The following is a 20,669-nucleotide window of genomic DNA, read 5'->3' as shown; positions in this document are numbered from 1 at the left end:
GGGCCGCCTGAAAGCACAAAAGGACCCGGGGGCTGCGTTGCCCAGGTCCTCTGCCCAGCACAATAGCTCACATGAGTTCCGGTCCGGCAGGTCAAAAGGCGCGATCTTCTGTGCAGCCGCTCACTCGCGCTCAGCCTGGGGTTCGACGGCGCGCCACGCTCCGTACACAGGACGGGGTCGCCATCGACGCCGCGTACGACCCCGGTCCGGGGAGCCCGGCCGGGCACGGGAGCGTCGCGATCGTGCTCGCGCACGGCTTCACCGGCGACCTCGCGCGGCCCCACGTGCGCCGGATCGCGGGCGTCTTCGCGCAGCGTGCGGCCGTGATCACGTTCTCGTTCCGGGGGCATGGCGCGTCCGGCGGGCACTCCACGGTCGGCGACCGCGAGGTGCTGGACCTGGCGGCGGCGGTGGAGTGGGCGCGCTCGCTCGGCCACGCGCACGTGGTGACCGTCGGGTTCTCGATGGGCGGTTCCGTCGTGCTCCGTCACGCCGCGTCACACAGGGGGCGCACGGAAGCGCGGACCGACGCGGTGGTCGCGGTCAGCGCCCCCGCCCGCTGGTTCTACCGCGGAACGGCGCCGATGCGGCGCCTGCACTGGGTCGTGACGCGGCCCACGGGGCGCGTGGTCGGCCGCTTCGGGCTGCGCACCCGAATCCACCCGCACGAGTGGGACCCCGTCCCCCTCTCGCCGGTCGAGTCCGTCCCCCTGATCGGCGCGACACCGCTGCTCGTCGTGCACGGCACCCGCGATCCGTACTTCCCCGTCGACCACCCCCGGGCGCTTGTCGCCGCCGCGCCGGAGGGGGCCGAACTGTGGCTGGAGGAAGGCATGGGGCACGCGGAGCACGCGGCCTCGGACGGACTCGCGGGGCGGATCGCGGCGTGGGCCACGGCATCATGGACGTCGGCAACCGCCGACTGAAAGGGGAGTCGCATGGTGAACGGCACCATTCGCTACTGGGCCGCTGCCAAGGCGGCCGCGGGCGTCGCCGAGGAGCCGTACGCGGCCACGACGCTCGCCGATGCGCTGGCCGCCGCCCGTGAGCGGCACCCCGGAGAACTCGTCCGGGTCCTCCAGCGCTGCTCCTTCCTGGTCGACGGTGCCCCCGTCGGGACCCGCGGGCATGAGACCGTACGGCTGGCCGAGGGCGGCACGGTCGAGGTGCTCCCGCCGTTCGCAGGAGGATGAGCGCCATGTCCAATCAGCCGTACGAGGGCTACGAGGGGTACGAGGGCTACGACCCCTACGCCGGGCAGCACGCCCAGCCGGCGTACCCGGACCAGCAGCAGTACGCGCAGCAGGCGTACCCGCAGCACCAGCAGCAGTACGCGCAGCAGGCGTACCCGGAGCAGCAGCAGTACGCCCAGCAGCCCTATCCGGAACAGCAGTACCCCCAGGGCCAGTACCCCCAGAATCAGTACTCCCAGGGTCAGTACTCCCAGGACCAGTACACCCAGCAGTGGGAGGGGCAGACCTGGGAGACGCAGACGCAGCCGCCCGTCGTGGCTGTGGACGTGACGGAGACGGCCTACCTCCCCGTGCAGGGCGATCCGTACGGCCAGGCTCAGCCGCCGGCGGTGGCAGCGGGCGCACCGGAACCCGAAGCCGCGGCGTCCGCGCCCTCGTTCGGGCCCGCCACCGTCACCGGGAACCCCCGCGTCACCGACGCCCAGCGCGCCCGCGCCGAGGGGCGTTCGCCGATCATCGAGCCGGGGATGCAGCCCGCCGCCCTGACCGCGGTCCTCGGGCTGCTGCTCGCCGGGGGCGCCGCCGTCGGGTCGTACGCCCTGCTCGTGCCGCTGGTGATCCTGCAGGCCGTGACCGCCGCCGGCTGGTTCCGGCTCAACGGCATGTGGCCCGCCCGGCAGGGCATCGCGCTCGCCTTCCTCGGCGGTGTCGTCGCCGACGTGGCGCTGCTCGCCGTCGGCAAGGAGCACGCGCCCGCCGCCATCCTCGGCACCCTCGGCGTGTGGGTGCTGCTGGTCCTCGTCCTCCAGCTGCGCAGCCGGGCCGGGGCGGACGAGCGGATGTACGGGCTGATGGCCACCGTCGTCTCCGCCGCGCTCGCGATCATCGCCGCCGGACACCTGGGGGCCGTCTCCGATGCCGTCGTCGTGGGCGGCGTGGCCGTCGCCGTCGCGATCGTCGCCCGCGCGCTGCCGCTGCCCACGCCCGCCTCCGTCGTCGTCGCGCTGCTCGCGGCCGCCGGGGCCGGGGTCGCCGTCGGCGGCATGACGGACCTGGGGAGCAAGGGCGCGCTGCTCGCCGTCGGCGCCGGGGTCTGCGCGCTGATCGGGCACCGCGCCGCCAGCTACGACTACCCGTCGCGCTTCGTCCACATGACGGCGGGTGTCGCGCTGCCGCTGGCCGCCGCCGCGCCGGCCGTCCACCTCCTCGGCCGTGCCATCGGCTGACGGACGTACGCGATCGTCGGATCGTCACAGCTGATCGACAGGTCCCCGGCCGGGCTCAAGGGCCGGGGGCCTGTCCTTTAGGCTCGCGGGAAGGACTGTCGTGGCGGGGGATCAAGGTGGGGGAAGACCGGACATGAGCAAGCGCGCCGTACGAATACTTCTGGTCGTCGTGGTGATCCTCGGGGGTCTGTTCGTCGCGGCCGACCGGTTCGCCGTGTACTTCGCCGAGAACGAGGCGGCGGAGAAGCTGCGCACCAACGAGGGGCTGAGCGAGACCCCCGACGTCTCCATCCAGGGTTTCCCCTTCCTGACGCAGGTCGCGGGCGGTGAGCTGGACGACGTGGAGATCGGCATCAAGGACTACGACGCCCGGTCCGGCTCCGACTCGATCCGCATCGCCGACCTGACGGCCCACATGAAGGGCGTGAAGTTCTCCGGCGACTACAGCTCCGCGACGGCCGCGACCGCCACGGGCACCGCCCACGTCTCGTACGACGAGCTGCTGAAGGCCGGCAAGTCCGAGCCCGTGTCGCTGCCGCTCGGCGCCACCGGCAAGGTCGTCGGCCTCTCCGACGGCGGCAACGGCAAGATCAAGGTCGAGGTCGAGGTCAGCAAGGGCGGCGCGAAGCTGCCCAAGCCGGTCCACGTGCTCAGCTCGCTGCGGGTCGAGGGCGACACCATCAAGGTCCACGCGGACGAGATCCCGAAGAAGCTGGAGATCCTCGGCGTCGCCGTGCCGCTGCCCGAGGGCATGGTCCGCGACGTCACCGACTTCGAGCAGAAGATCGACGACCTGCCGGCCGGGATCAAGCTGGAGAAGGTCGAGGCCGCGCCGGACGGCGTGGACATGACGGTGACCGGCTCGAACGTGAGCCTGACCGGCTGAACCCCGCCGCCGGAGGGCTTCGTCCGCAGTACGAGACGGAGCCGTCCGGCGGGCGGATGTGACGGGCACGACACGGAGCCCGGGGCCCATCGGGGCGGCCCCGGGCTTCAAGCATTCCCACATCGTGGACGATCGTGTCTCAGCATGCGGAGCCCCGGTGACACAGCCGCCTCCGCATCCCTACGATCGGCCCTATGAACCGACAGGCGGACCTCACGAAGCGGCGGGCAGTAGACCTGTGCCGCGTCGCCGCCATGCTCTGTCGCACCTTCTAGCGGGAGCCGCAACTCCCGTATTCCCCCGGCCCGTTGCCGACTCCGGTCAGGGCCACCCCCCCCGTGCCACGTACGCCCGCGCCTCCCCGCGCTCCTGAGCCGTACCCGCACGCCCCTCGCACAGCCGCACCGCCGTAACTGCCCCGGAGGAGAGAAGCATGAGCCGCAGCGATGTCCTGGTGGACGCCGACTGGGTCGAGGCCCACATCGACGACCCGAAGGTCGTCATCGTCGAGGTCGACGAGGACACCTCCGCGTACGACAAGAACCACATCAAGAACGCGATCCGCATCGACTGGACCAAGGACCTCCAGGACCCGGTCCGCCGTGACTTCATCGACCAGGAGGGCTTCGAGAAGCTCCTGTCGGCGAAGGGCATCGCGAACGACTCCACCGTCGTCCTCTACGGCGGCAACAACAACTGGTTCGCCTCGTACGCCTTCTGGTACTTCAAGCTCTACGGCCACCAGGACGTGCGGCTCCTCGACGGCGGCCGCAAGAAGTGGGAGCTGGACTCCCGCGACCTGGTCGACGGCGCCGAGGTGCCGAACCGGCCCGCCACGGAGTACAAGGCCAAGCCGCAGGACACCTCGATCCGCGCCTTCCGCGACGACGTCGTGGCCGCGATCGGCGCGCAGAACCTGGTCGACGTGCGCTCGCCCGACGAGTTCAGCGGCAAGCTGCTCGCCCCGGCCCACCTCCCGCAGGAGCAGTCGCAGCGCCCCGGCCACGTGCCGAGCGCCCGCAACATCCCGTGGTCGAAGAACGCCAACGACGACGGCACCTTCAAGTCCGACGAGGAGCTGAAGGCCCTCTACGAGGCCGAGCAGGTGGACCTGTCGAAGGACACCATCGCCTACTGCCGCATCGGCGAGCGCTCCGCCCTGACCTGGTTCGTCCTGCACGAGCTGCTCGGCCAGACCAACGTCAAGAACTACGACGGCTCCTGGACCGAGTACGGCTCGCTCGTCGGCGTGCCGATCGAGCTCGGCGCCAACAAGTAATCCCGGACCTCCCGTCCCCTCCCCCGACCCCTCAGGAGTACGCCATGTGTGGAGCAAAGGCCGGCGGCCCCGACGCTTCGACGATCAAGCCCGGTGAGACCACGATCCAGGGGCAGGTGACCCGCGACGGCGAGCCCGTCACCGGTTACGTGCGCCTGCTCGACTCGACCGGCGAGTTCACCGCCGAGGTCCCCACCTCGGCCACCGGACAGTTCCGCTTCTACGCCGCCGAGGGCACGTGGACCGTCCGGGCGCTGGTCCCCGGCGGCACGGCCGACCGCAAGGTCGTCGCGCAGACCGGTGGCCTCGCGGAGGTCGCGATCGCGGTCTGACCCGCATCGCACCGTGAACGGCTGAAGGGCCGCACCCCAGGGGGTTGGACGCCACTGGAACGGGGTGCGGCTCTTCGGCGTGTCCGGGCCTAGTCTGGAGACATGTACGCGCGACGGCGCCGCAGCTACTTCGTCATGATGGGCACGTGCATCGCCCTGTTCGTCCTGGCCTGGGGCGTCGTGCGGCTCTGGTCGATCCCCGTCGCCGTCGGCATGTGCGTCGTGGCGATGGTGATACCGCCGCTCGCCGCCATGGTCGCCAACCGGCGGGGACCCGACGACCGCTGGTGGGACGACCCGTCGGGCGACCCGAAGTCCGACGAGTGGTGGGACGAGCTGGACGGCAGGCGCCCCCGTCAGTAGACGAGCGCCTGGACGCCGTCCGTCGTCGCCTCCTGGACGAAGACCTGCGCGCCCGCGATCCGCACACCCGGCAGGACGTCCTGCTCCGAGATGTCGCGGCGCGCGGCGCACTGCGTGCAGAGCGTGATCCGGCCCGCCGACATGATCGAGTCGATCAGATCCGGCAGCGGCGCGGCATGCGGAAGGTCGAATTCCGCCGCGCGGCCGGGCAGCGCGAACCACGACGACTCGCCGGTCAGCCAGAGCGACACCTCCACCCCGCTGGCCACGGCCACGGCCGCGACCGTGAAGGCCTGGGAGCAGCGCTCGGGGGCGTCGGCCCCGGCGGTCACCTTGATCACGAGCTTCTTCGCCATGGCCGCATCGTAAGGCCCCACACGTAAGGCCCCTCACAGAGAGAGACGGGCGCCGCACGACTACAGTGGGACCGGCTCTGAATACCTGCCCCATCAGCTCACCGAGGAGCACCCCGTGCTTGAGGCCTTCTTCTCCGCCCTGCTGGTCCTTGTCTGCGTCGGCGTTCTCGCCTTCACCGGGCTCACCGTGAAGAAGCTGTACCAGGGCCAGCGCTGATAACCCCGCCACCACCACAGATCGCCTGAGCTTCCCATGATCGAGATTCCGTCCGACCTGAACCCCTCCCTCGTCCCCCTCGCCTTCCTCCTCGGCAACTGGGCGGGCGCGGGCGTCACCGACTTCCCCGGCGCCGAGAAGGCGAACTTCGGCCAGGAGGTCTCCTTCACGCACGACGGGCGGGACTTCATCGAGTACCGCTCGTACACCTGGGTGCTCGACGCCGAGGGCAACAAGGTCAAGCCGCTGGAGTCGGAGTCCGGCTTCTGGCGCGTCGACGAGCACCGCAAGGTCGAGGTCGTGATGGTCCGCGACGACGGCGTCGTCGAGGTCTGGTACGGCGAGCTGGCCGACAAGAAGCCGCAGATCGACCTGGTCACGGACGCCGTCGCGCGCACCGCCGCCTCCGCCCCCTACACCGGCGGCAAGCGGCTCTACGGCTATGTGAAGGGCGACCTGATGTGGGTCGGCGAGAAGCAGACCCCCGAGGTGCCGCTGCGGCCCTACATGTCGGCGCAGCTCAAGAAGGTCGTCACGCCCGAGGAGGTCGCCGACATGGCGCGCAACCTCGGCGACCTGCCCGACGACGGCATCGCTTTCTTCAAGTAGACCTAGACTCTCTGGTGTGGCGAGCACCGACTCCCGGAGCACCGGCTCCGACTGGAAGAGCGATCTGCGGCAGCGCGGCTACCGGCTGACCCCGCAGCGCCAGCTTGTTCTCGAAGCCGTCGACACCCTTGAGCACGCGACCCCCGACGACATCCTCTGCGAAGTGCGCAAGACGGCGTCGGGGGTCAACATCTCCACGGTGTACCGCACCCTGGAGCTGCTGGAGGAGCTGGGCCTGGTCAGCCACGCCCACCTCGGGCACGGCGCGCCGACGTACCACCTGGCCGACCGCCACCACCACATGCACCTGGTCTGCCGGGACTGCACGGACGTCATCGAGGCCGACACCGAGGTCGCCGCGGAGTTCACCGCCAAGCTGCGCGAGACCTTCGGCTTTGACACCGACCTGAAGCACTTCGCGATCTTCGGGCAGTGCCGGAAGTGCCGCCAGAAATAAAAGCCGCAGCTCGCTGGTCGTACCCTTTGTGAACATGAAGAGCCCCCTCTTGTCCCTGCCCGGCGCCGTCCCCGCCGAGGGCGTGGACGAAGGCGTCGCCGCCCACTACGGCGACCTGTTCCGCGAGCAGCGCGTCCTCGCCGACGGCACCGGTTTCGTCGACCTCTCCCACCGCGGTGTGGTCACCGTCACCGGCTCCGACCGGCTGAGCTGGCTGCACCTGCTGCTCACCCAGCACATCAGCGAGCTGCCCGCGGGACAGGCCACCGAAGCGCTGATCCTCTCCGCCAACGGCCACATCGAGCACGCCCTGTACCTCGTGGACGACGGCGAGACCATCTGGGCCCATGTCGAGCCCGGCACCCAGGACGCGCTGATCGCGTACCTGGAGAGCATGAAGTTCTTCTACCGCGTCGAAGTCGCCGACCGCACCGACGAGTTCGCCGTCGTCCACCTGCCCGCCGGTTCCATCGCCCCCGTCCCCGAGGGCGTCGTCGTACGCGAGACGGCACACGGCCGCGACCTGTTCCTGCCGCGCGCCGACCTGGAGGCGTACGCGGCGGACCACGGCCCGGCGGCCGGCCTCCTCGCGTACGAGGCGCTGCGGGTGGAGTCGCACCGGCCGCGCCTCGGCTTCGAGACCGACCACCGCACGATCCCCCACGAGCTGGGCTGGATCGGCACCGCCGTGCACCTCCAGAAGGGCTGCTACCGCGGGCAGGAGACCGTCGCCCGCGTGCAGAACCTGGGGAAGCCGCCGCGCCGCCTGGTCTTCCTCCACCTGGACGGCAGCGACGTCCACCTGCCGGTGGCCGGGACGCCGGTCCACCTCGCGAGCGAGGGCGCCGAGGGGCGCAAGCTCGGGTTCGTCACCACGTCCGCCCGCCACCACGAGCTGGGGCCGATCGCCCTCGCCCTGGTGAAGCGGAACGTGCCGGTGGACGCGGAGCTGGTGGCGGGGGACACCGCCGCGGCGCAGGAGGTCGTGGTCGAGCCGTAGCGCCGCGGCACACGTGGCACACGTGCGGCTCACATCTCCAGGAGCACCGTGAAAGGGCCGTCGTTCGTCAGGCCGACCCGCATCCGCGCCCCGAAGCGGCCGGTCGCCACCGTCGCGCCGAGGGCGCGCAGGCGGGCGACGACCTCGTCGACCAGGGGCTCGGCGACATCGCCGGGGGCGGCGGCGTTCCAGGTGGGGCGGCGGCCCTTGCGGGCGTCGCCGTAGAGCGTGAACTGGCTGACGACGAGCAGCGGCGCGTCGATGTCGCTGCACGACTTCTCGTCGGCCAGCATCCGCAACGTCCAGAGCTTGCGGGCCAGTTGGGCCGCCTTCTCCTTGGTGTCGTCGTGCGTGACGCCGACCAGGACGCACAGGCCCTCGCCGTCGATCTCGCCCACCGTCTCGGGGCCGTCCGTACCCTCGACGACCACGCTCGCGCCGTCCACCCTCTGCACCACTGCTCGCATCCGGCCATCATGCCGTGTTCCCCGGCGCCCGCCGTGGGTACCCCATCGGTCCCATCGGATGCTCAGGAACCCCCCATCTGGGGCTGATTGTGGGCACTCATTCACATAGCGGCCACTCGGGGTGGCACGATGCTCACACGCGGTCGCACCGCGTCGGCCGGTCGAGGGGACGGGTAGAGCAACATGATCACACCAAGTACGGGGCAGTCGCCCGGCGGCATCTCGCTGCGGCGCACACCGGTTCCGCGTCCGCCGACGCAGCGCACGGCGAGTCCGGCGCTGCCCGAGGTGCCGGTGCGCGACCTGGCGGCGCGGCGCCTGCCGGAGCTTCGCGAGCTGCGCCGGGCAGCGCAGCAGGACGAGGCCGACCTCAGTTATGTGCGGCGGCTCCTGCAAGGGCGCATCGACATCCTGCGGGCCGAGATCGCCCGCCGCGGGGAGACGCTGAAACCCACTCCGGAGGCGGCCGTCGTCGACCGGCTCTCGGAGATCCTGGCGGACGCCCCGGCCCGGCAGCGCTCGTCGGCGCGGCACGTCACGCTCGGCACGCCGCACAGCGAGGAGTACCGCCTGCTGGCCACGGAGATGCTCGCCGAGGTCGCGCTCTCCGACCTCGCGGCCCGCACGGACGACGAGCTGCACGCGGCCATGGGCCGCCTCGTCCGGTACGAGCAGCAGGTCTCCCGGCGCCGCCAGTCGCTCCAGCGCACGGCGGACGACTGCAGCGCGGAGATCACCCGGCGGTACCGCGAGGGCGAGGCGCAGGTCGACGACCTGCTGGTGTGACCCGGGCTCACGCAGAAATCCGGTGGGCAGAACACACCGGACTGCCTAGCGTGGGCGCATGCGCGATCTTGAAGGCGATGTCGAGGTAAGAGCGGTCACCGACGCGGAGCTGCCCGTCTGGGTACGGGCCGCCCACGCCGGGTTCCTGTACCCCCTGGCGGGCATCTCCGACGAGGCCGTGGCGCACACCCGCGCCCGCGGTGACATCGGCGGCATGCAGGGGGCCTTTGACCGCGGCCGCTGGGTGGGGACGTACCGGTCCTACGCCCAGGAGCTGACCGCGGTGGGCGGTGCCGCCGTGGCCGCCAATGCCGTCTCGGCGGTGACCGTCGCGCCCACGTACCGGCGCCGCGGCATCCTCACCCGCATGATGACCGCCGACCTCGCGGCGGCGAAGGAGCGCGGTGACGTGGTCGCCACGCTCATCGCCACCGAGTACGGGATCTACGGCCGGTTCGGCTTCGGGCCCGCGACCTCGGTCACCGAGTGGACGGTCGACGTGCCGCGCTCGGGGCTCGACCCGCGCTGGTCGGGGCCGTCGGACGCCGGCGCCCGCATCGATCTCGTCGACGGCGACGACGTACGCGAGTTCGGGCCCGAGATGCACGAGCGGTTCAGGGCCACGCGGCACGGTGCCGTCAACCGCGACCAGTGGTGGTGGCTGCGGAACACCGGGCAACAGGCCACGCCCGAGCACCCCTGGCAGGAGCCGTTCTACGCCCTCTACCGCGACCCGTCGGGGCGCGTCGACGGCCTGGTCGCGTACCGCGCCACGGACGACGAGCGGAGCGCCACCCGGCAGCCGGACAACATCTTGACGGTGCTCTCGATGACCGCCGTCACGCCCGCCGCCGAGCGGGCCCTGTGGCACTACGTCTGCTCGGTGGACCGGGTCGTCACGGTGAAGTCCGGCTGGCGGGCCCCGGACGACCTGCTCCCGCAGCTGCTGCCGGACCCCCGCGCGGCCCGCGTGACCGGGCACGCGGACTGGCTCTGGGTGCGGGTCCTGGATGTCGTACGGGCTTTGGAGGCGCGTACGTACGCCGGTACGGGCGCGCTCGTCCTGGAGGTCGCCGACGCGGCGGGTCTCGCGGGAGGGCGGTACCGGCTGGAGGTGGGGGAGGGCGGTGGCGCGGTGTGCGCGCCGACCCGTCAGGAGCCTGATCTCGCCCTGGACGTCGCGGAGTTGGCGCGGCTGTGGCTGGGGGACGAGTCGGCGGCGCGGCTCGTGGCGCTGGGGCTCGTGGCGGAGGAGCGGGCCGGGGCGGCCGCGGTGGCCGACGCCCTCTTCCGCACGGCGCGGCGGCCGTGGTGCCAGGACCTTTTCTGAGGCGGGGGCGGTTCTGAGGCGGGGTGGTTCCAAGGCGGGGGCGGTTCTGAGGCGGGGGCAGTCGCGAGTGAGCCCCGGCTCCCCCGTAGCCGGGAGCCGGGGCTCGGGTTTCCGACGGCCGGCCGGACTCCCGGCTCCCCTCCGGAGGGGAGCCCGGCCACTGGCCAACCCCCCAGGGGCCTGACCATGTCGCCAAAGTTGGCCACCAACTTCATCTGACTTATCTCCACTGGGGGTCGACTCATAACCACCTTCCGCGCAACTCCCGTAAGATGGCGCGAAGTTGTACCGTTTGGTTGTGAGCACGGAACACGCCCCCGCCGACGGGCGCAAGCGGCGGCGCTCCCACCGTGAGGTGGCCGACGTACTCCGCGACCGCATCAGGTCCGGATCACTGCGGCCGGGTCAGCGCATGCCCACTCAGGCCGAGCTGGCGGACGAGTTCGGCGTGGAGCGCGGAGCCGTGCGCGAGGCGCTGCGCATCCTGCACCGTGAGCACCTCCTGTCCAACGTGTCCAAGGGAAGCCCCGCCACGGTGGCCGCACCGTCCGAACGCCTGCTCGGACACGGTGACGCGGCGCGCCCGCAGCCCACGATGGCCGGCCTCGCGCCACGCGTCGCGGCGGCCTTCGAGGCGCCGCACGTGGAGATAGACGCGCTCTGCCTGACCTCCGTCTCCCTCACCATGGCGATCGGCGAACCGCTCCGGCGGATTCACGCCGGACAGCACAAACCGGCCAAGGTCGACGTCCGGGTGCTGCTGCCGAGCCGTGACATCGACCTCGCCTTCCCGGCGGCGGTCGACGGCGGGGAGGACGAGAGCGGGCAGGTGCACCGCCGCTGGCTCGACCAGCGCAACGCGCAGGGACAGGTGCTGCGCCACAACCTCCTCGCGCTGCGGGCCTCGCACGGCATCGACGTGTCGGTGCGGTTCCGCGCGCTGCCGTTCACGCCGCCGGTGAAGCTGTACCTGATCAACGGCTCGGAGGCGCTCTTCGCGTACTACACGCTCACCAAGCGGGACGAGGAGATCGGCCAGGAGTCCCTGGAGATGTACGACGCGCAGGGCGCGCGGTCGGTGCTCTTCCCGTTCCGGCGGGGGGAGGGGCTGCGGGACACGACGTTCGTGGAGCAGTCCCATCTGTGGTTCGACGCGCTGTGGAACACGATCAGCAGGGACCTGGAGCTGGCGGCGGGCTGAGCGTGCGTGCGGCGCGGTGGGCTCTGGGCGTGGGTCCGGAGCCGTGGGCTCTGCGCGTGGGTCCGGCGGCGGGCCGGGTGCGGGTTTCCGCCGCCGGTCCGGTGCTCAGCTCGCCGGGCCTGTCATCATCAGGGCGAGGACCGCTGCGCCGATGGAGCTGCACGTGGCGTTCTTCGCCTTGACGCCCACGGTCAGCAGGAGAAGACCGACGATGCCCATCGTGCCGTACTTCCACTGCACGATCTGTTCGACGGTGACGATGACCACGGCTGCGAGGAGGGCTATGACGGGCATGGTGGTTCCCCCTTCTGCCATCTTGGACCGAGTTGGCAGCCAACTCTGCTGTAGTTGTCCCCGCTTGGCGCGGCGGAATAAACAACTTCTCTACAACTGCCCTGAGATGGCGCGCAGTTGTATCGTTTGGTCGTGACTCAGGAGAACGCCGGAGTGAACGGCAGCGGAAAGCTCTCGCCGCAGGACATCGCCGACGCCATCCGTGACCGCATCAGGTCCGGTGAGCTGAAGGCGGGCGACCGTCTGCCGACCCAGGCCGAGCTGGCCGAGGAGTTCGGCGTGGAGCGCGGCGCCGTGCGGCAGGCGATGAAGCGGCTCCAGGGCGAAGGCCTGCTCTCCAACGTCAGCAAGGGCAGCCCGCCGAGGGTCGCCGAGTCGGGGCCGGTCCCCGGGAGCCGGGGGCCGCAGCCGTCCATGGTCGCGCTCGCCCCCCGGCTCGCCGAGGCGTTCGCCGAGCGGGACGTACGGATCGACGTGGTCTCCTACACCGCCGAGACGCTGATGATCGCCCTCGGGGAACCGGTCCGCCTGATCCACGAGGGCCGCATCCGGCCGCAGTCGATCAAGGTGCGCATCCTGCTGCCGAGCCGCGACATCCAGTTGGCGTTCCCGGTGCCGGTCCAGTACGACGCGGAGAGCCGCGAGCGGCTCCACCAGCGCTGGCTGGCCCAGCGCAACGCCCAGGGCCAGGTCCTGCGCCACAACCTGCGCGCCCTGCGGGCCTCGCACGGCATCGAGGTCGACGTGACGTTCCGCGCGCTGCCCTTCACCACGCCCGTCAAGCTGTATCTGCTCAACCACCGCGAGGCGCTGCTCGCGTACTACACGCTAGGGCGCGAGCAGCTGGAGCTGGACGCGGACGACGGCGGCGAGGTGCTGGACCTGTATGACGTGCTCGGCGTCAAGGCGCCCCTGTTCTCCTTCGGCGGGGCGGAGGAGGGGTCGCGCGACGCCCTGTTCGTGGAGGAGTCGCAGAAGTGGTTCGACGCGCTCTGGGCAACCATCACCTCGGACCTGAAACTCTCTTAGGTGACCCCTGACTCGACGTCCTCTGACTCGACCGACTCGACGCGATCCGACGCGATACGGCCCGAGACGTTCAGTGGCGATACCGAAAGTCTCCCTGATCTGATCGATCCTGTCCGCTTCGTGCTCTTCGACTTCGACGGCCCCATCTGCCGGCTCTTCGCCCGGCACTCGGCGAAGCGGGTGGCGGAGGACCAGGTCCGGTGCCTGGCGGGGCTCGGGCTGCCCGGCCTGCTCTCCGAGGAGGAGCGGAGCCAGCCCGACCCCTACGTCGTACTGCGCGCCGTCGACCGCCGCCGTCCCCGCAGCGACCTGGTCGAGGAGCTGGCGAAGCGCCTCACCCAGCACGAGCTGAGCGCCGTGCGGTCCGCCTTCCCCACCCCGTACGTCGACCCGCTGATCCGCACCTGGTCGGCGCTCGGCGTGCGGCTGGCCGTCACCACCAACAACTCCCCGGAGGCCGCGAGCAGTTACCTCGCCTCACGCGGCCTCCTGGAGTGCTTCGCCCCGCACATCTACGGCCGAACCCAGGACCTGCGACTCCTGAAACCCGACCCGCACTGCCTGCACCGCGCCCTGCGCGCCATGGGCGCCGACCCGCGGGCCAGTCTGATGATCGGCGACGCCCCCACGGACTTTCAGGCCGCCGAACAGGCGGGCGTCCGCTTCCTCGGCTACGCCCGCAACGAACGCAAGGCGCGACTGCTGTGGGAGGCGGGGGCGCGGCATCTGGTGTCGTCCCTGGAGCCGGTCCTGATGAGGCTGCGCGGAAGGGGGGTCGGCTGCTAGGCCGGGGGGCCGGGGAGGTCCCTGACAGGGTTCGGGATCGCGGGTGCGGCCGGGGGTGCCGTGTCCTCGTACGGGCGAGCGCGCATTAGCTCATGCGGAGGGAGAGGCCAGCGACGTGGGTGCCGACGGCAGGGGCGGTGGGACCGCAGAGGTAGCCTGCTCCACTCCGTCCTCACGACCCCAAGTCCCCATTGCCCCACGACCCCACGACCCGACGGCCCGACGACCCCTTGCCCCCTCGCCCTCACGTCGGATCGCTCCGAGGCGTCCCGGGCTGAAAGAACAGCGATGTCATCCCAAGCGACTTCCGCGGCCCGGGAGCGTGCCGCTCGGGTGAGCGGCAGTGAGCGGGTCCTCGTCGGCCCTCTCAAGGGTTACCACCACGAGACCTACGTCTTTCCCCTGCCGGGGGAGGCGGAGGGGCCGGAGCGGGTCCGGTGGAAGTGCCGGGAGCCGCGCGGTGACCTGCTCTGGTTCGACCGGCGCTGCTTCCGTTCGGAAGAGGAGCTGGTGCGGGCTCTGAGCGGGCACATCAGCCGGATTCCGGACGTCATCGACATCGGTGACGTCGGTGACGTCGGCGATGCGGGTGGCTGCGGTGGCTTGGGTCTGCAGAGGTTCATCGAGGGGCGGACGCTCGGGGCGTGTCACACGTTCTCCGACCCCATTCCCGGGCGGCTGATCGCGCAGATCGTCCAACTCTTCGCGGAGTTGGCCGATGTCGACCCCGACGCGTTGTCGGTGGAACGCAGGTGCGTCCCCGAGGACCGCCCGCACGACGGGGACTCCACGGCGTTCCTGGAGCGGCTGGTCCTCTTCACCGAGGAACAGGTCTACCTGCGCAACGCCCCCAGGTTCGGCGAACTCTTCCACGCGCTCGGCATCGAGAGGCAGTGCTTCGAGAAGCTGCGGGAAGGCCTCGCGGACCTGACCCCGAGGCCGTTCTCGCTGCTCCACGGCGATCTGCACCGGGAGAACTTCATCGTCGACCGGTACGGACAGCTGTGGACCATCGACTGGGAGCTGGCCATGGTGGGCGACCCGCTCTATGACCTGGCCACCCACCTCTACTTGATGCGGTACCGGCCCGACCAGGCGCAAGAGGTGACGCGGCGCTGGTGCGAGGCCGTCGAGGAGGTGCGGCCGGGCAGTTCCGAGGGGTGGGAGCGGGATCTTCCGCGCCTCCTCGCCTACAAGAAGGCGCAGTCGGTGTTCACGGACGTCATCCGCTCGGCGCTCACGCTGGACGCGAAGCCGGCGTTCCCGTGGTGGCCGCTGCACCGCGGCGGCCGGAAGATCGAGGAAGTCCTCACCCGTGCCCGTGGGCCTCTGGGCCTGGAGGATGTGCCGACGCATCGGCGGATCGTGGAGGCGTTGCGGGACTGGGCGCGCTCGGACGCCGCTCACGCGTAGCGCTGAAGCCCGCTGCGCAGCTGGGCGAAGGCGCGGTTCGCGGAGGCCACCGCGTCGGGCCAGGCCTCGTCCGCGCTCTCGCCCCCGGTGATCCGGCGCCAGTTCTCCTCCGCGAGGACCCGCTGGACGGCGACGATCTGGGCCGCGGCCAGGCGGGACTCCAGGGGCCGGCCGCCATGCGCGGTGGTCAGGGCCTCGGCGAGGGCCTGCTCGGAGCGGTGCTGGTAGCCGTGGAGGCGGGCGACCAGGGACGGGGTGCCGTAGAGGAGGCGATGGAAGGCGAGTACGGCGGGGGCGTCGCAGAGGCCGGTCACCGGGTCGCGGCGTTCGAGGCCGTCCAGGAAGTGGCGGTGGAGGGCGTCGAGGGCGGGGCGCTTGACGGGGCGGGCGGCGACGACGCGGGCCGGTTCGTCCTCGTGGTCGGCGAAGCGGTGCAGGACCAGGTCTTCCTTGGAGGCGAAGTAGCGGAAGAGAGTCGGCTTGGATACCTCCGCCGCGGCCGCCACCTCGGCGACCGACACCTGGTCGAAGCCCTTCTCCAGGAAGAGCGCGATCGCCGTCTCGGAGATCGCCTGGTGGCGCTGCTGCTTCTTGCGGGTGCGCAGGCCGGGTTCGGAGGGCGGGGCGTCGCTGCTGGTCATGGGGGGAGTGTAGGGGCGGGGCGGGGGCGTGACTCGGTTACGAACGTGCCTGGGTTGCGGGCACGGGCGTTACCGGGTTGCCGACAGGGTGTGCGTTACTCGGTTACGAACTTAACTCGGTTACATTATTCTGGCGGGCATGGCCGCCCCAACTCCCCAGACCTGCCCTCCCCACAACCCCTTCGCCCCCCACGCACCCCTCACCCCCATCACCCCCATCACCCAAGAACGCGACTACCACGACGCCTGCCGCGCCGCCCTGGCCCGCATGGTCGAAGGCGCCCAGGACCGGGTTGTCGGAGGAGCGGACGTCTCCGCGTCCGGCGCCGACGCCGAAGTCCTCGGCTACCAGTTCCGCAGCCACGCCAAGGAGCTGCGCGAGCTGCCCGAAGCGCCCCTCTTCTTCGGCCGCCTCGACTTCGCCGCCACCGGACCCGCCGCCGAGGAGGCCGGGGACCACCGCGGGCAGCGCTACCACATCGGGCGGCTGCGCATCACCGAGCACCCCTCCGCCCCGCCCCTCGTCGTCGACTGGCGCGCGCCCGTCTCGCGCGCCTTCTACCAGGCCGGCGCCCGCGATCCGCAGGGCGTCGCCGTCCGCCGCCGGTTCGGGTGGGCGCCCGGCAGCAAGGGTGACTCCGCCGACCTCACCGGCATGGAGGACGAGCACCTGGCCGCGGGCGAGGCCGCGGAGGGCGGCGGCAGCCGTATCGTCGCCGGGGAGATCGAGCGCCCCCGCGTCGGCCCCATGCGGGACATCGCCGCCACCATCCAGCCCGAACAGGACGACCTCGTCCGCGGGGAACTCACCGCCTCCCTCTGCGTCCAGGGCGCCCCCGGCACCGGCAAGACCGCCGTCGGGCTGCACCGCGCCGCCTACCTCCTCTACACCCACCCCCAGCGCATCCGCCGCTCCGGGCTGCTCATCCTCGGGCCCAACCAGACCTTCCTGCGCTACATCGCCGAGGTGCTGCCCTCCCTCGGCGAGAGCGGGGTGCGCCAGGCCACCGTGCGGGACGAGATCAACCGGGACCACGGCCGTCCGGTGCGCGCCACGGACGACGAGGCCGCCGCCCTCGTCAAGCACGACGCCCGGATGGCGACCGTGCTGCGCCGCGCGCTGTACTCCCGCGTCGCGCCGCCCGCCGAGTCACTGGCGGTGCCGGACGGGTCGTACCGCTGGCGGGTGCCGCTCGACGAGCTGGAGCGGATCGTCGACGCCGTGCGGGGCGAGGAGCCGCCGTACGCCGTGGGGCGTGAGCGGGTGCGGAGCCGGGCCGTGCGGGCCGTCCAGGACCAGGCCGAGCGGCGGTCGGGGCCGCGCGGCAACGTCTGGGTGCAGAAGATCGCCCGGTCGCGGCCCGTGAGCGCGTTCGTCGACCGGGCCTGGCCCAAGGTCAGGGCGGACGAGGTCCTCGCGGGGCTGCTCGGCGACCCGGAGGCGCTCGCCGCCGCCGCGGACGGCGTCCTCGACGCCGAGGAGCAGCAGGCGATCCGGTGGGCCAGGCCCCCGCGCTCGTACAAGTCGGCGAAGTGGAGCGCCGCCGACCTGGTGCTGATGGACGAGATCGAGGGGCTGCTCGAACGCCCGGCCGGATACGGGCACATCGTCGTCGACGAGGCGCAGGACCTCTCGCCGATGGAGTGCCGGGCGATCGCGCGCCGCTCGGACTTCGGTTCGCTGACCGTCCTCGGTGACCTCGCGCAGGCCACCACCCCGTGGGCGGCCCGCAGTTGGGCCGAGCTGCTCGGCCACCTCGGCAAGCCGGACGCCACGGTGACCCCGCTGACCACCGGCTTCCGGGTGCCGCGGGCCATCGTGGGGCTCGCCAACCGGCTCCTGCCCCGCCTCGACGTGGACGTGCCGCCCGCGCGGTCGATGCGGGCCGACGGGGAGCTGCGGGTCCATGCGGCGCGGGATGTGGACGCCGCCGCCGTCGAGGCCGTGCGGGGCGCGCTCGCGTGGGAGGGCTCGGTCGGTGTCATCGCCGCCGACGCGCGGACCGGGCGGCTGCGTAAAGCCCTGGCGGCGGCCGGGATAGAGGCCGCGGACCCCGACGAGCTGGGCGCCCGCGTGACCGTGCTGCCCGCCTCGCTCGCCAAGGGCCTGGAGTACGACCATGTCGTCGCCGTCGAACCCGCCGAGATCGCGGAGGCCGAGCGGCGCGGCCCGCACCGGCTGTACGTGGTGCTGACCCGGGCGGTGTCCCGGCTCGACGTGGTGCACGGCCGGCCGCTGCCGTGGGAGGCGTGACCGGAGGGGCGACGGGCGCCGGTCAGCGTTCCAGGACCGCCTCCATGACGGCCTTCGCGATCGGCGCGCCCAGCTTGCCGCCGGCGATCTCCGAGCGCGGAATGTCCATGTTCGACGGGTCGACGAAGACCGCCACCGCGACCGGGGACTCGCCGTCGTCGTCTCCGGGGGTCTTGGCGTAGGAGACGAACCAGGCGTACGGGCGTTCGTCGGTGACGTCCGCGCCGTGCTGGGCCGTGCCGGTCTTGCCGCCGACCGTGACGCCGGAGATCCGCGCCTTGTTCGCCGTGCCGTTCTCGACGGTGTTCTCCATCATCTCCTGGACCTTCTTCGCGGTGTCCTCGGAGACGGCCTGGTTCAGCGGGTGGGGCTCGGCCTTCTCGATCGTCGTCAGGTCGGGGCCGCGCAACTCCTCGACCAGGTACGGCTTCATGACCTTTCCGTCATTGGCGAGGCCCGCGGTGACCATCGCCATCTGGAGCGGGGTGCTGGTCAGGCTGCCCTGGCCCATGCCGGTCAGCGCGGTCTGCGGCTTGTCGAGCCGCTCCGGATAGCTGCTGGCGGCGGCCCGCACCGGGATGAACTGCTCCTCGTTGAACCCGAACTTCTCCGCCGTCTCGCGCATCTTGTCCTTGCCGACCTTGAGCGCGATGTCGAGGAAGACGTTGTTGCAGGACCACTGCATGCCGGTCTTCACCGACACCTTGTCGCAGTTGGAGTCCGGCACGTCGTTGCCGATGCGGGTGGAGCTGAGGGGCAGTTTGTACGGGGTCCTGGCGCCGGTCGGCTTGTCGATGTCCGTCACGACGCCGTGCTCCAGGGCGGCGGCGGCCGTGAGGATCTTGAAGGTGGAGCCCGGCGGGTAGATCTCGCGCAGCGCGCGGTTGCTCAGCGGCTTGTCCGCGCGCTTGCGCAGCCGCTCGAAGGCCCGCCCCTCCTCCTGCGAGATGCCCGCGAAGACCGAGGGGTCGTACGAGGGGGTGCTGGCCAGGGCGAGCACCTTGCCGGTGCGCGGGTCGAGCGCGACGACGGCGCCCTTGGCGTCCAGCTCCACCAGGCCCCGGTAGGCCGCCTTCTGCGCCTTCGGGTCGATGGTGGTGACGACGTCACCGCCCTGCTGCTTCTTGCCGGTCAGCATGTCCAGGGTGCGCTTGATGAAGAGCCGGTCGTCATTGCCGCTGAGGATGCCGTTGTGGACACCCTCCAGGAAGGTGCCGCCCTGGGCCTGCGAGAAGTAGCCGGTCACCGGCGCGTACATGGGGCCTTCCTTGAAGGTCCGCTTGTACGCGAAGTCGGTGCCCGACGTCTTCTTCGAGCCGGTGATGGACTTGCCGCCGACGATGATGTCGCCGCGGGGGTGGGAGAACGCCTCGATCTGCACGCGGCGGTTCTTCTCGTGGTTCGCCAGTTTGTCGTTCTGCACGAACTGCACCCAGTTCGCCCGCAGCAGCAGCGCGAGCGTGAGGATGCCGCAGAAGACGGCGATGTGCCGCAGCGGACGGTTCATGGGTGGTGGCTCCCCCCGGGCCGACGGATGAACGCTTGTGGTCCATCTTGTCCGTTTCCCCGCTCGGAGCGTACCGGAATCCGGCAGGTACGGGCGGGGCACGGACGGGGTTCTACCGGCGGGTCGCGCCGTCGCGCAGCACCTCGATCACGCTCGCGTAGCTGTCGGAGCCGTGGCCCGCGGCGGCGGCCCGCTCCATCGTCGACTTCAACAGCTGGGGCAGGGAGTTGTCGATGCCGCGTGCGTGCGCGGCGTGGATGAGGTGGTCGACGGCGGCGATCTGTACGTCGATCGTGGCGTCGTCCCCGGGGTGGTGGCCGGCGTCCACCTGGGGCGCGTACGTCGTGAGGAAACCGGAGACGGCGCCGTTCAGCCAGCGCAGCGCGACCCGGGTGAAGTCCGTGGCCGTGGTCCCGTCGGAGGTCACCAGGGCGGTGCCGTGCAGCCAGCCGGTGAACGTCGCCCACATCAGGCCGAGCAGCGCCGAGTCGTACAGCGAGGCGAGGCCCGGTTCGGCCCCGAGGAAGAGCGGGTCGCCGAGTGCGGCGAGGGCGGGGCGGTGCGTCTCGAAGACGGCCTCCGAGCCGCTGTAGAGGAACATCATCCGGGGGTCGCCGACGCCCGGCGGGGTGGTCATGATGCCGCCGTCGAGGTAGTCGGCGCCGTGCGAAGCGGCCCACGCCGCCAGCTCCACGGCCTGTTCCGGAGCCCCCGAGGTGAGGTTGACCAGCGACTTCCCGGCGAGCCCGCCCGCTTCGGCGACCGGGTCGAGGACGGTGCGCAGGGCGTCATAGTCGAGTACGCAGGCCAGGACGAGGCCGCTCGCCGCGACGGCGTCTTGCGGTGTCGCCGCCACGTGCGCGCCCCGGTCGGCCAGGGGCTTCGCCTTCCCCGGGGTGCGGTTCCAGACGGTGGTGGGGTGGCCGCGGTCGAGGAGAGCGCCCGCGAGGGCGGAGCCCATGAGGCCGAGGCCGATGACGGTGACGGGAGCGGGGCGGCGGTTCATGTCGGGGTTCGGGCTGGGGTGCTGTGCGTTCGTGTTC

At 71.6% G+C, this 20,669-nt stretch carries 24 protein-coding genes; 18 read left to right on the top strand and 6 right to left on the bottom strand.

The genetic code is table 11. The features are described 5' to 3' along the window. The first annotated feature begins 71 nt into the window (after positions 1–71). From J2N69_RS17165 to J2N69_RS17135, 8 genes are all read left to right on the top strand, one after another. Entirely contained in the window at positions 72–926 is an 855-nt protein-coding gene (locus J2N69_RS17165) for an alpha/beta hydrolase (protein ID WP_230901572.1), read from the top strand. Between the two features lie 12 nt (positions 927–938). Then, complete coding sequence (locus J2N69_RS17160) at positions 939–1,193, top strand: MoaD/ThiS family protein (protein ID WP_230901571.1); 255 nt, start codon at positions 939–941, stop codon at positions 1,191–1,193. A 5-nt stretch (positions 1,194–1,198) separates the two neighbouring features. Continuing rightward, positions 1,199–2,419, top strand: coding sequence for a hypothetical protein (locus J2N69_RS17155; protein WP_230901570.1), 1,221 nt, complete (start codon positions 1,199–1,201; stop codon positions 2,417–2,419). Between the two features lie 133 nt (positions 2,420–2,552). Then, positions 2,553–3,305, top strand: a complete 753-nt coding sequence (locus tag J2N69_RS17150; protein ID WP_230901569.1) for an LmeA family phospholipid-binding protein — start codon at positions 2,553–2,555, stop codon at positions 3,303–3,305. 194 nt (positions 3,306–3,499) lie between these two features. Next, positions 3,500–3,580, top strand: a complete 81-nt coding sequence (locus J2N69_RS36670; protein WP_356580218.1) for a putative leader peptide — start codon at positions 3,500–3,502, stop codon at positions 3,578–3,580. A 158-nt stretch (positions 3,581–3,738) separates the two neighbouring features. Next, on the top strand, positions 3,739–4,584 hold the full coding sequence (locus J2N69_RS17145) for a sulfurtransferase (protein WP_230901568.1): 846 nt from the start codon (positions 3,739–3,741) through the stop codon (positions 4,582–4,584). Between the two features lie 44 nt (positions 4,585–4,628). After that, positions 4,629–4,916, top strand: coding sequence for a DUF1416 domain-containing protein (locus tag J2N69_RS17140; protein ID WP_230901567.1), 288 nt, complete (start codon positions 4,629–4,631; stop codon positions 4,914–4,916). Between the two features lie 102 nt (positions 4,917–5,018). Then, entirely contained in the window at positions 5,019–5,279 is a 261-nt protein-coding gene (locus J2N69_RS17135) for a DUF3099 domain-containing protein (protein ID WP_205036447.1), read from the top strand. Here the strand turns inward: J2N69_RS17135 and J2N69_RS17130 are convergent. Next, positions 5,273–5,635, bottom strand: coding sequence for a DsrE family protein (locus J2N69_RS17130; protein WP_127910411.1), 363 nt, complete (start codon positions 5,633–5,635; stop codon positions 5,273–5,275). The genes J2N69_RS17135 and J2N69_RS17130 overlap by 7 nt on opposite strands. A gap of 253 nt (positions 5,636–5,888) precedes the next feature. Here J2N69_RS17130 and J2N69_RS17125 point away from each other — a divergent pair, with 253 nt between their 5' ends. From J2N69_RS17125 to ygfZ, 3 genes are read left to right on the top strand one after another with little or no spacing between them, the layout of a single operon-like run. Beyond that, the gene (locus J2N69_RS17125) at positions 5,889–6,461 is read left to right on the top strand and encodes a heme-binding beta-barrel domain-containing protein (RefSeq protein ID WP_230901566.1); all 573 of its coding nucleotides are present in this window, start codon (positions 5,889–5,891) and stop codon (positions 6,459–6,461) included. A gap of 16 nt (positions 6,462–6,477) precedes the next feature. Then, positions 6,478–6,918 carry a Fur family transcriptional regulator gene (locus J2N69_RS17120; protein ID WP_127910414.1) on the top strand — a complete coding sequence of 147 codons (441 nt, stop codon included), beginning with the start codon at positions 6,478–6,480 and terminating at the stop codon, positions 6,916–6,918. 34 nt (positions 6,919–6,952) lie between these two features. Further along, the gene (gene ygfZ, locus J2N69_RS17115; protein ID WP_230901565.1) at positions 6,953–7,918 is read left to right on the top strand and encodes a CAF17-like 4Fe-4S cluster assembly/insertion protein YgfZ; all 966 of its coding nucleotides are present in this window, start codon (positions 6,953–6,955) and stop codon (positions 7,916–7,918) included. 29 nt (positions 7,919–7,947) lie between these two features. Here the strand turns inward: ygfZ and dtd are convergent, their stop codons facing one another. Then, positions 7,948–8,385 carry a D-aminoacyl-tRNA deacylase gene (gene dtd, locus J2N69_RS17110; RefSeq protein ID WP_230901564.1) on the bottom strand — a complete coding sequence of 146 codons (438 nt, stop codon included), beginning with the start codon at positions 8,383–8,385 and terminating at the stop codon, positions 7,948–7,950. A 183-nt stretch (positions 8,386–8,568) separates the two neighbouring features. Between dtd and J2N69_RS17105 the strand changes: the two genes are divergently transcribed. From J2N69_RS17105 to J2N69_RS17095, 3 genes are all read left to right on the top strand, one after another. Further along, a complete protein-coding gene (locus J2N69_RS17105) occupies positions 8,569–9,171 on the top strand; it encodes an RsiG family protein (protein WP_230901563.1) in 603 nt (200 codons plus the stop codon). A 58-nt stretch (positions 9,172–9,229) separates the two neighbouring features. Beyond that, positions 9,230–10,501: a GNAT family N-acetyltransferase gene (locus J2N69_RS17100; RefSeq protein WP_230901562.1), complete on the top strand. Its 1,272-nt coding sequence runs from the start codon at positions 9,230–9,232 to the stop codon at positions 10,499–10,501. Between the two features lie 292 nt (positions 10,502–10,793). Continuing rightward, positions 10,794–11,702, top strand: coding sequence for a winged helix-turn-helix domain-containing protein (locus J2N69_RS17095; RefSeq protein ID WP_230901561.1), 909 nt, complete (start codon positions 10,794–10,796; stop codon positions 11,700–11,702). Positions 11,703–11,807: 105 nt separating this feature from the next. Here the strand turns inward: J2N69_RS17095 and J2N69_RS17090 are convergent, their stop codons facing one another. Next, positions 11,808–11,996 (bottom strand): hypothetical protein, encoded by a 189-nt coding sequence (locus J2N69_RS17090; RefSeq protein ID WP_127910419.1) that lies wholly within the window; start codon positions 11,994–11,996, stop codon positions 11,808–11,810. A gap of 126 nt (positions 11,997–12,122) precedes the next feature. Between J2N69_RS17090 and J2N69_RS17085 the strand changes: the two genes are divergently transcribed. The 3 genes from J2N69_RS17085 (at position 12,123) to J2N69_RS17075 (ending at position 15,224) form a co-directional block, all read left to right on the top strand. Next, a complete protein-coding gene (locus J2N69_RS17085) occupies positions 12,123–13,025 on the top strand; it encodes a winged helix-turn-helix domain-containing protein (RefSeq protein ID WP_230901560.1) in 903 nt (300 codons plus the stop codon). A 120-nt stretch (positions 13,026–13,145) separates the two neighbouring features. Then, complete coding sequence (locus tag J2N69_RS17080; RefSeq protein ID WP_330166815.1) at positions 13,146–13,811, top strand: HAD family hydrolase; 666 nt, start codon at positions 13,146–13,148, stop codon at positions 13,809–13,811. A gap of 333 nt (positions 13,812–14,144) precedes the next feature. After that, positions 14,145–15,224, top strand: a complete 1,080-nt coding sequence (locus J2N69_RS17075) for an aminoglycoside phosphotransferase family protein (protein ID WP_230901559.1) — start codon at positions 14,145–14,147, stop codon at positions 15,222–15,224. Here J2N69_RS17075 and J2N69_RS17070 read toward each other — a convergent pair. Continuing rightward, positions 15,215–15,865: a TetR/AcrR family transcriptional regulator gene (locus J2N69_RS17070; protein WP_230901558.1), complete on the bottom strand. Its 651-nt coding sequence runs from the start codon at positions 15,863–15,865 to the stop codon at positions 15,215–15,217. The genes J2N69_RS17075 and J2N69_RS17070 overlap by 10 nt on opposite strands. 139 nt (positions 15,866–16,004) lie before the next feature. Here J2N69_RS17070 and J2N69_RS17065 point away from each other — a divergent pair, with 139 nt between their 5' ends. Next, positions 16,005–18,119: a HelD family protein gene (locus J2N69_RS17065; RefSeq protein WP_230901557.1), complete on the top strand. Its 2,115-nt coding sequence runs from the start codon at positions 16,005–16,007 to the stop codon at positions 18,117–18,119. A 22-nt stretch (positions 18,120–18,141) separates the two neighbouring features. Here J2N69_RS17065 and J2N69_RS17060 read toward each other — a convergent pair whose 3' ends face one another. Together J2N69_RS17060 and J2N69_RS17055 are read right to left on the bottom strand one after the other, a co-directional pair. Beyond that, on the bottom strand, positions 18,142–19,626 hold the full coding sequence (locus J2N69_RS17060) for a peptidoglycan D,D-transpeptidase FtsI family protein (RefSeq protein ID WP_230901556.1): 1,485 nt from the start codon (positions 19,624–19,626) through the stop codon (positions 18,142–18,144). Positions 19,627–19,738: 112 nt separating this feature from the next. Further along, complete coding sequence (locus J2N69_RS17055; protein WP_230904756.1) at positions 19,739–20,632, bottom strand: NAD(P)-dependent oxidoreductase; 894 nt, start codon at positions 20,630–20,632, stop codon at positions 19,739–19,741. Positions 20,633–20,669 lie beyond the last annotated feature (37 nt).

This window comes from Streptomyces huasconensis (assembly GCF_021028635.1).
GTDB lineage: Bacteria > Actinomycetota > Actinomycetes > Streptomycetales > Streptomycetaceae > Streptomyces > Streptomyces huasconensis.
The sequence above is the reverse complement of the archived record's forward strand: the minus strand, read 5'-3'. Positions and strand labels throughout refer to the sequence as shown.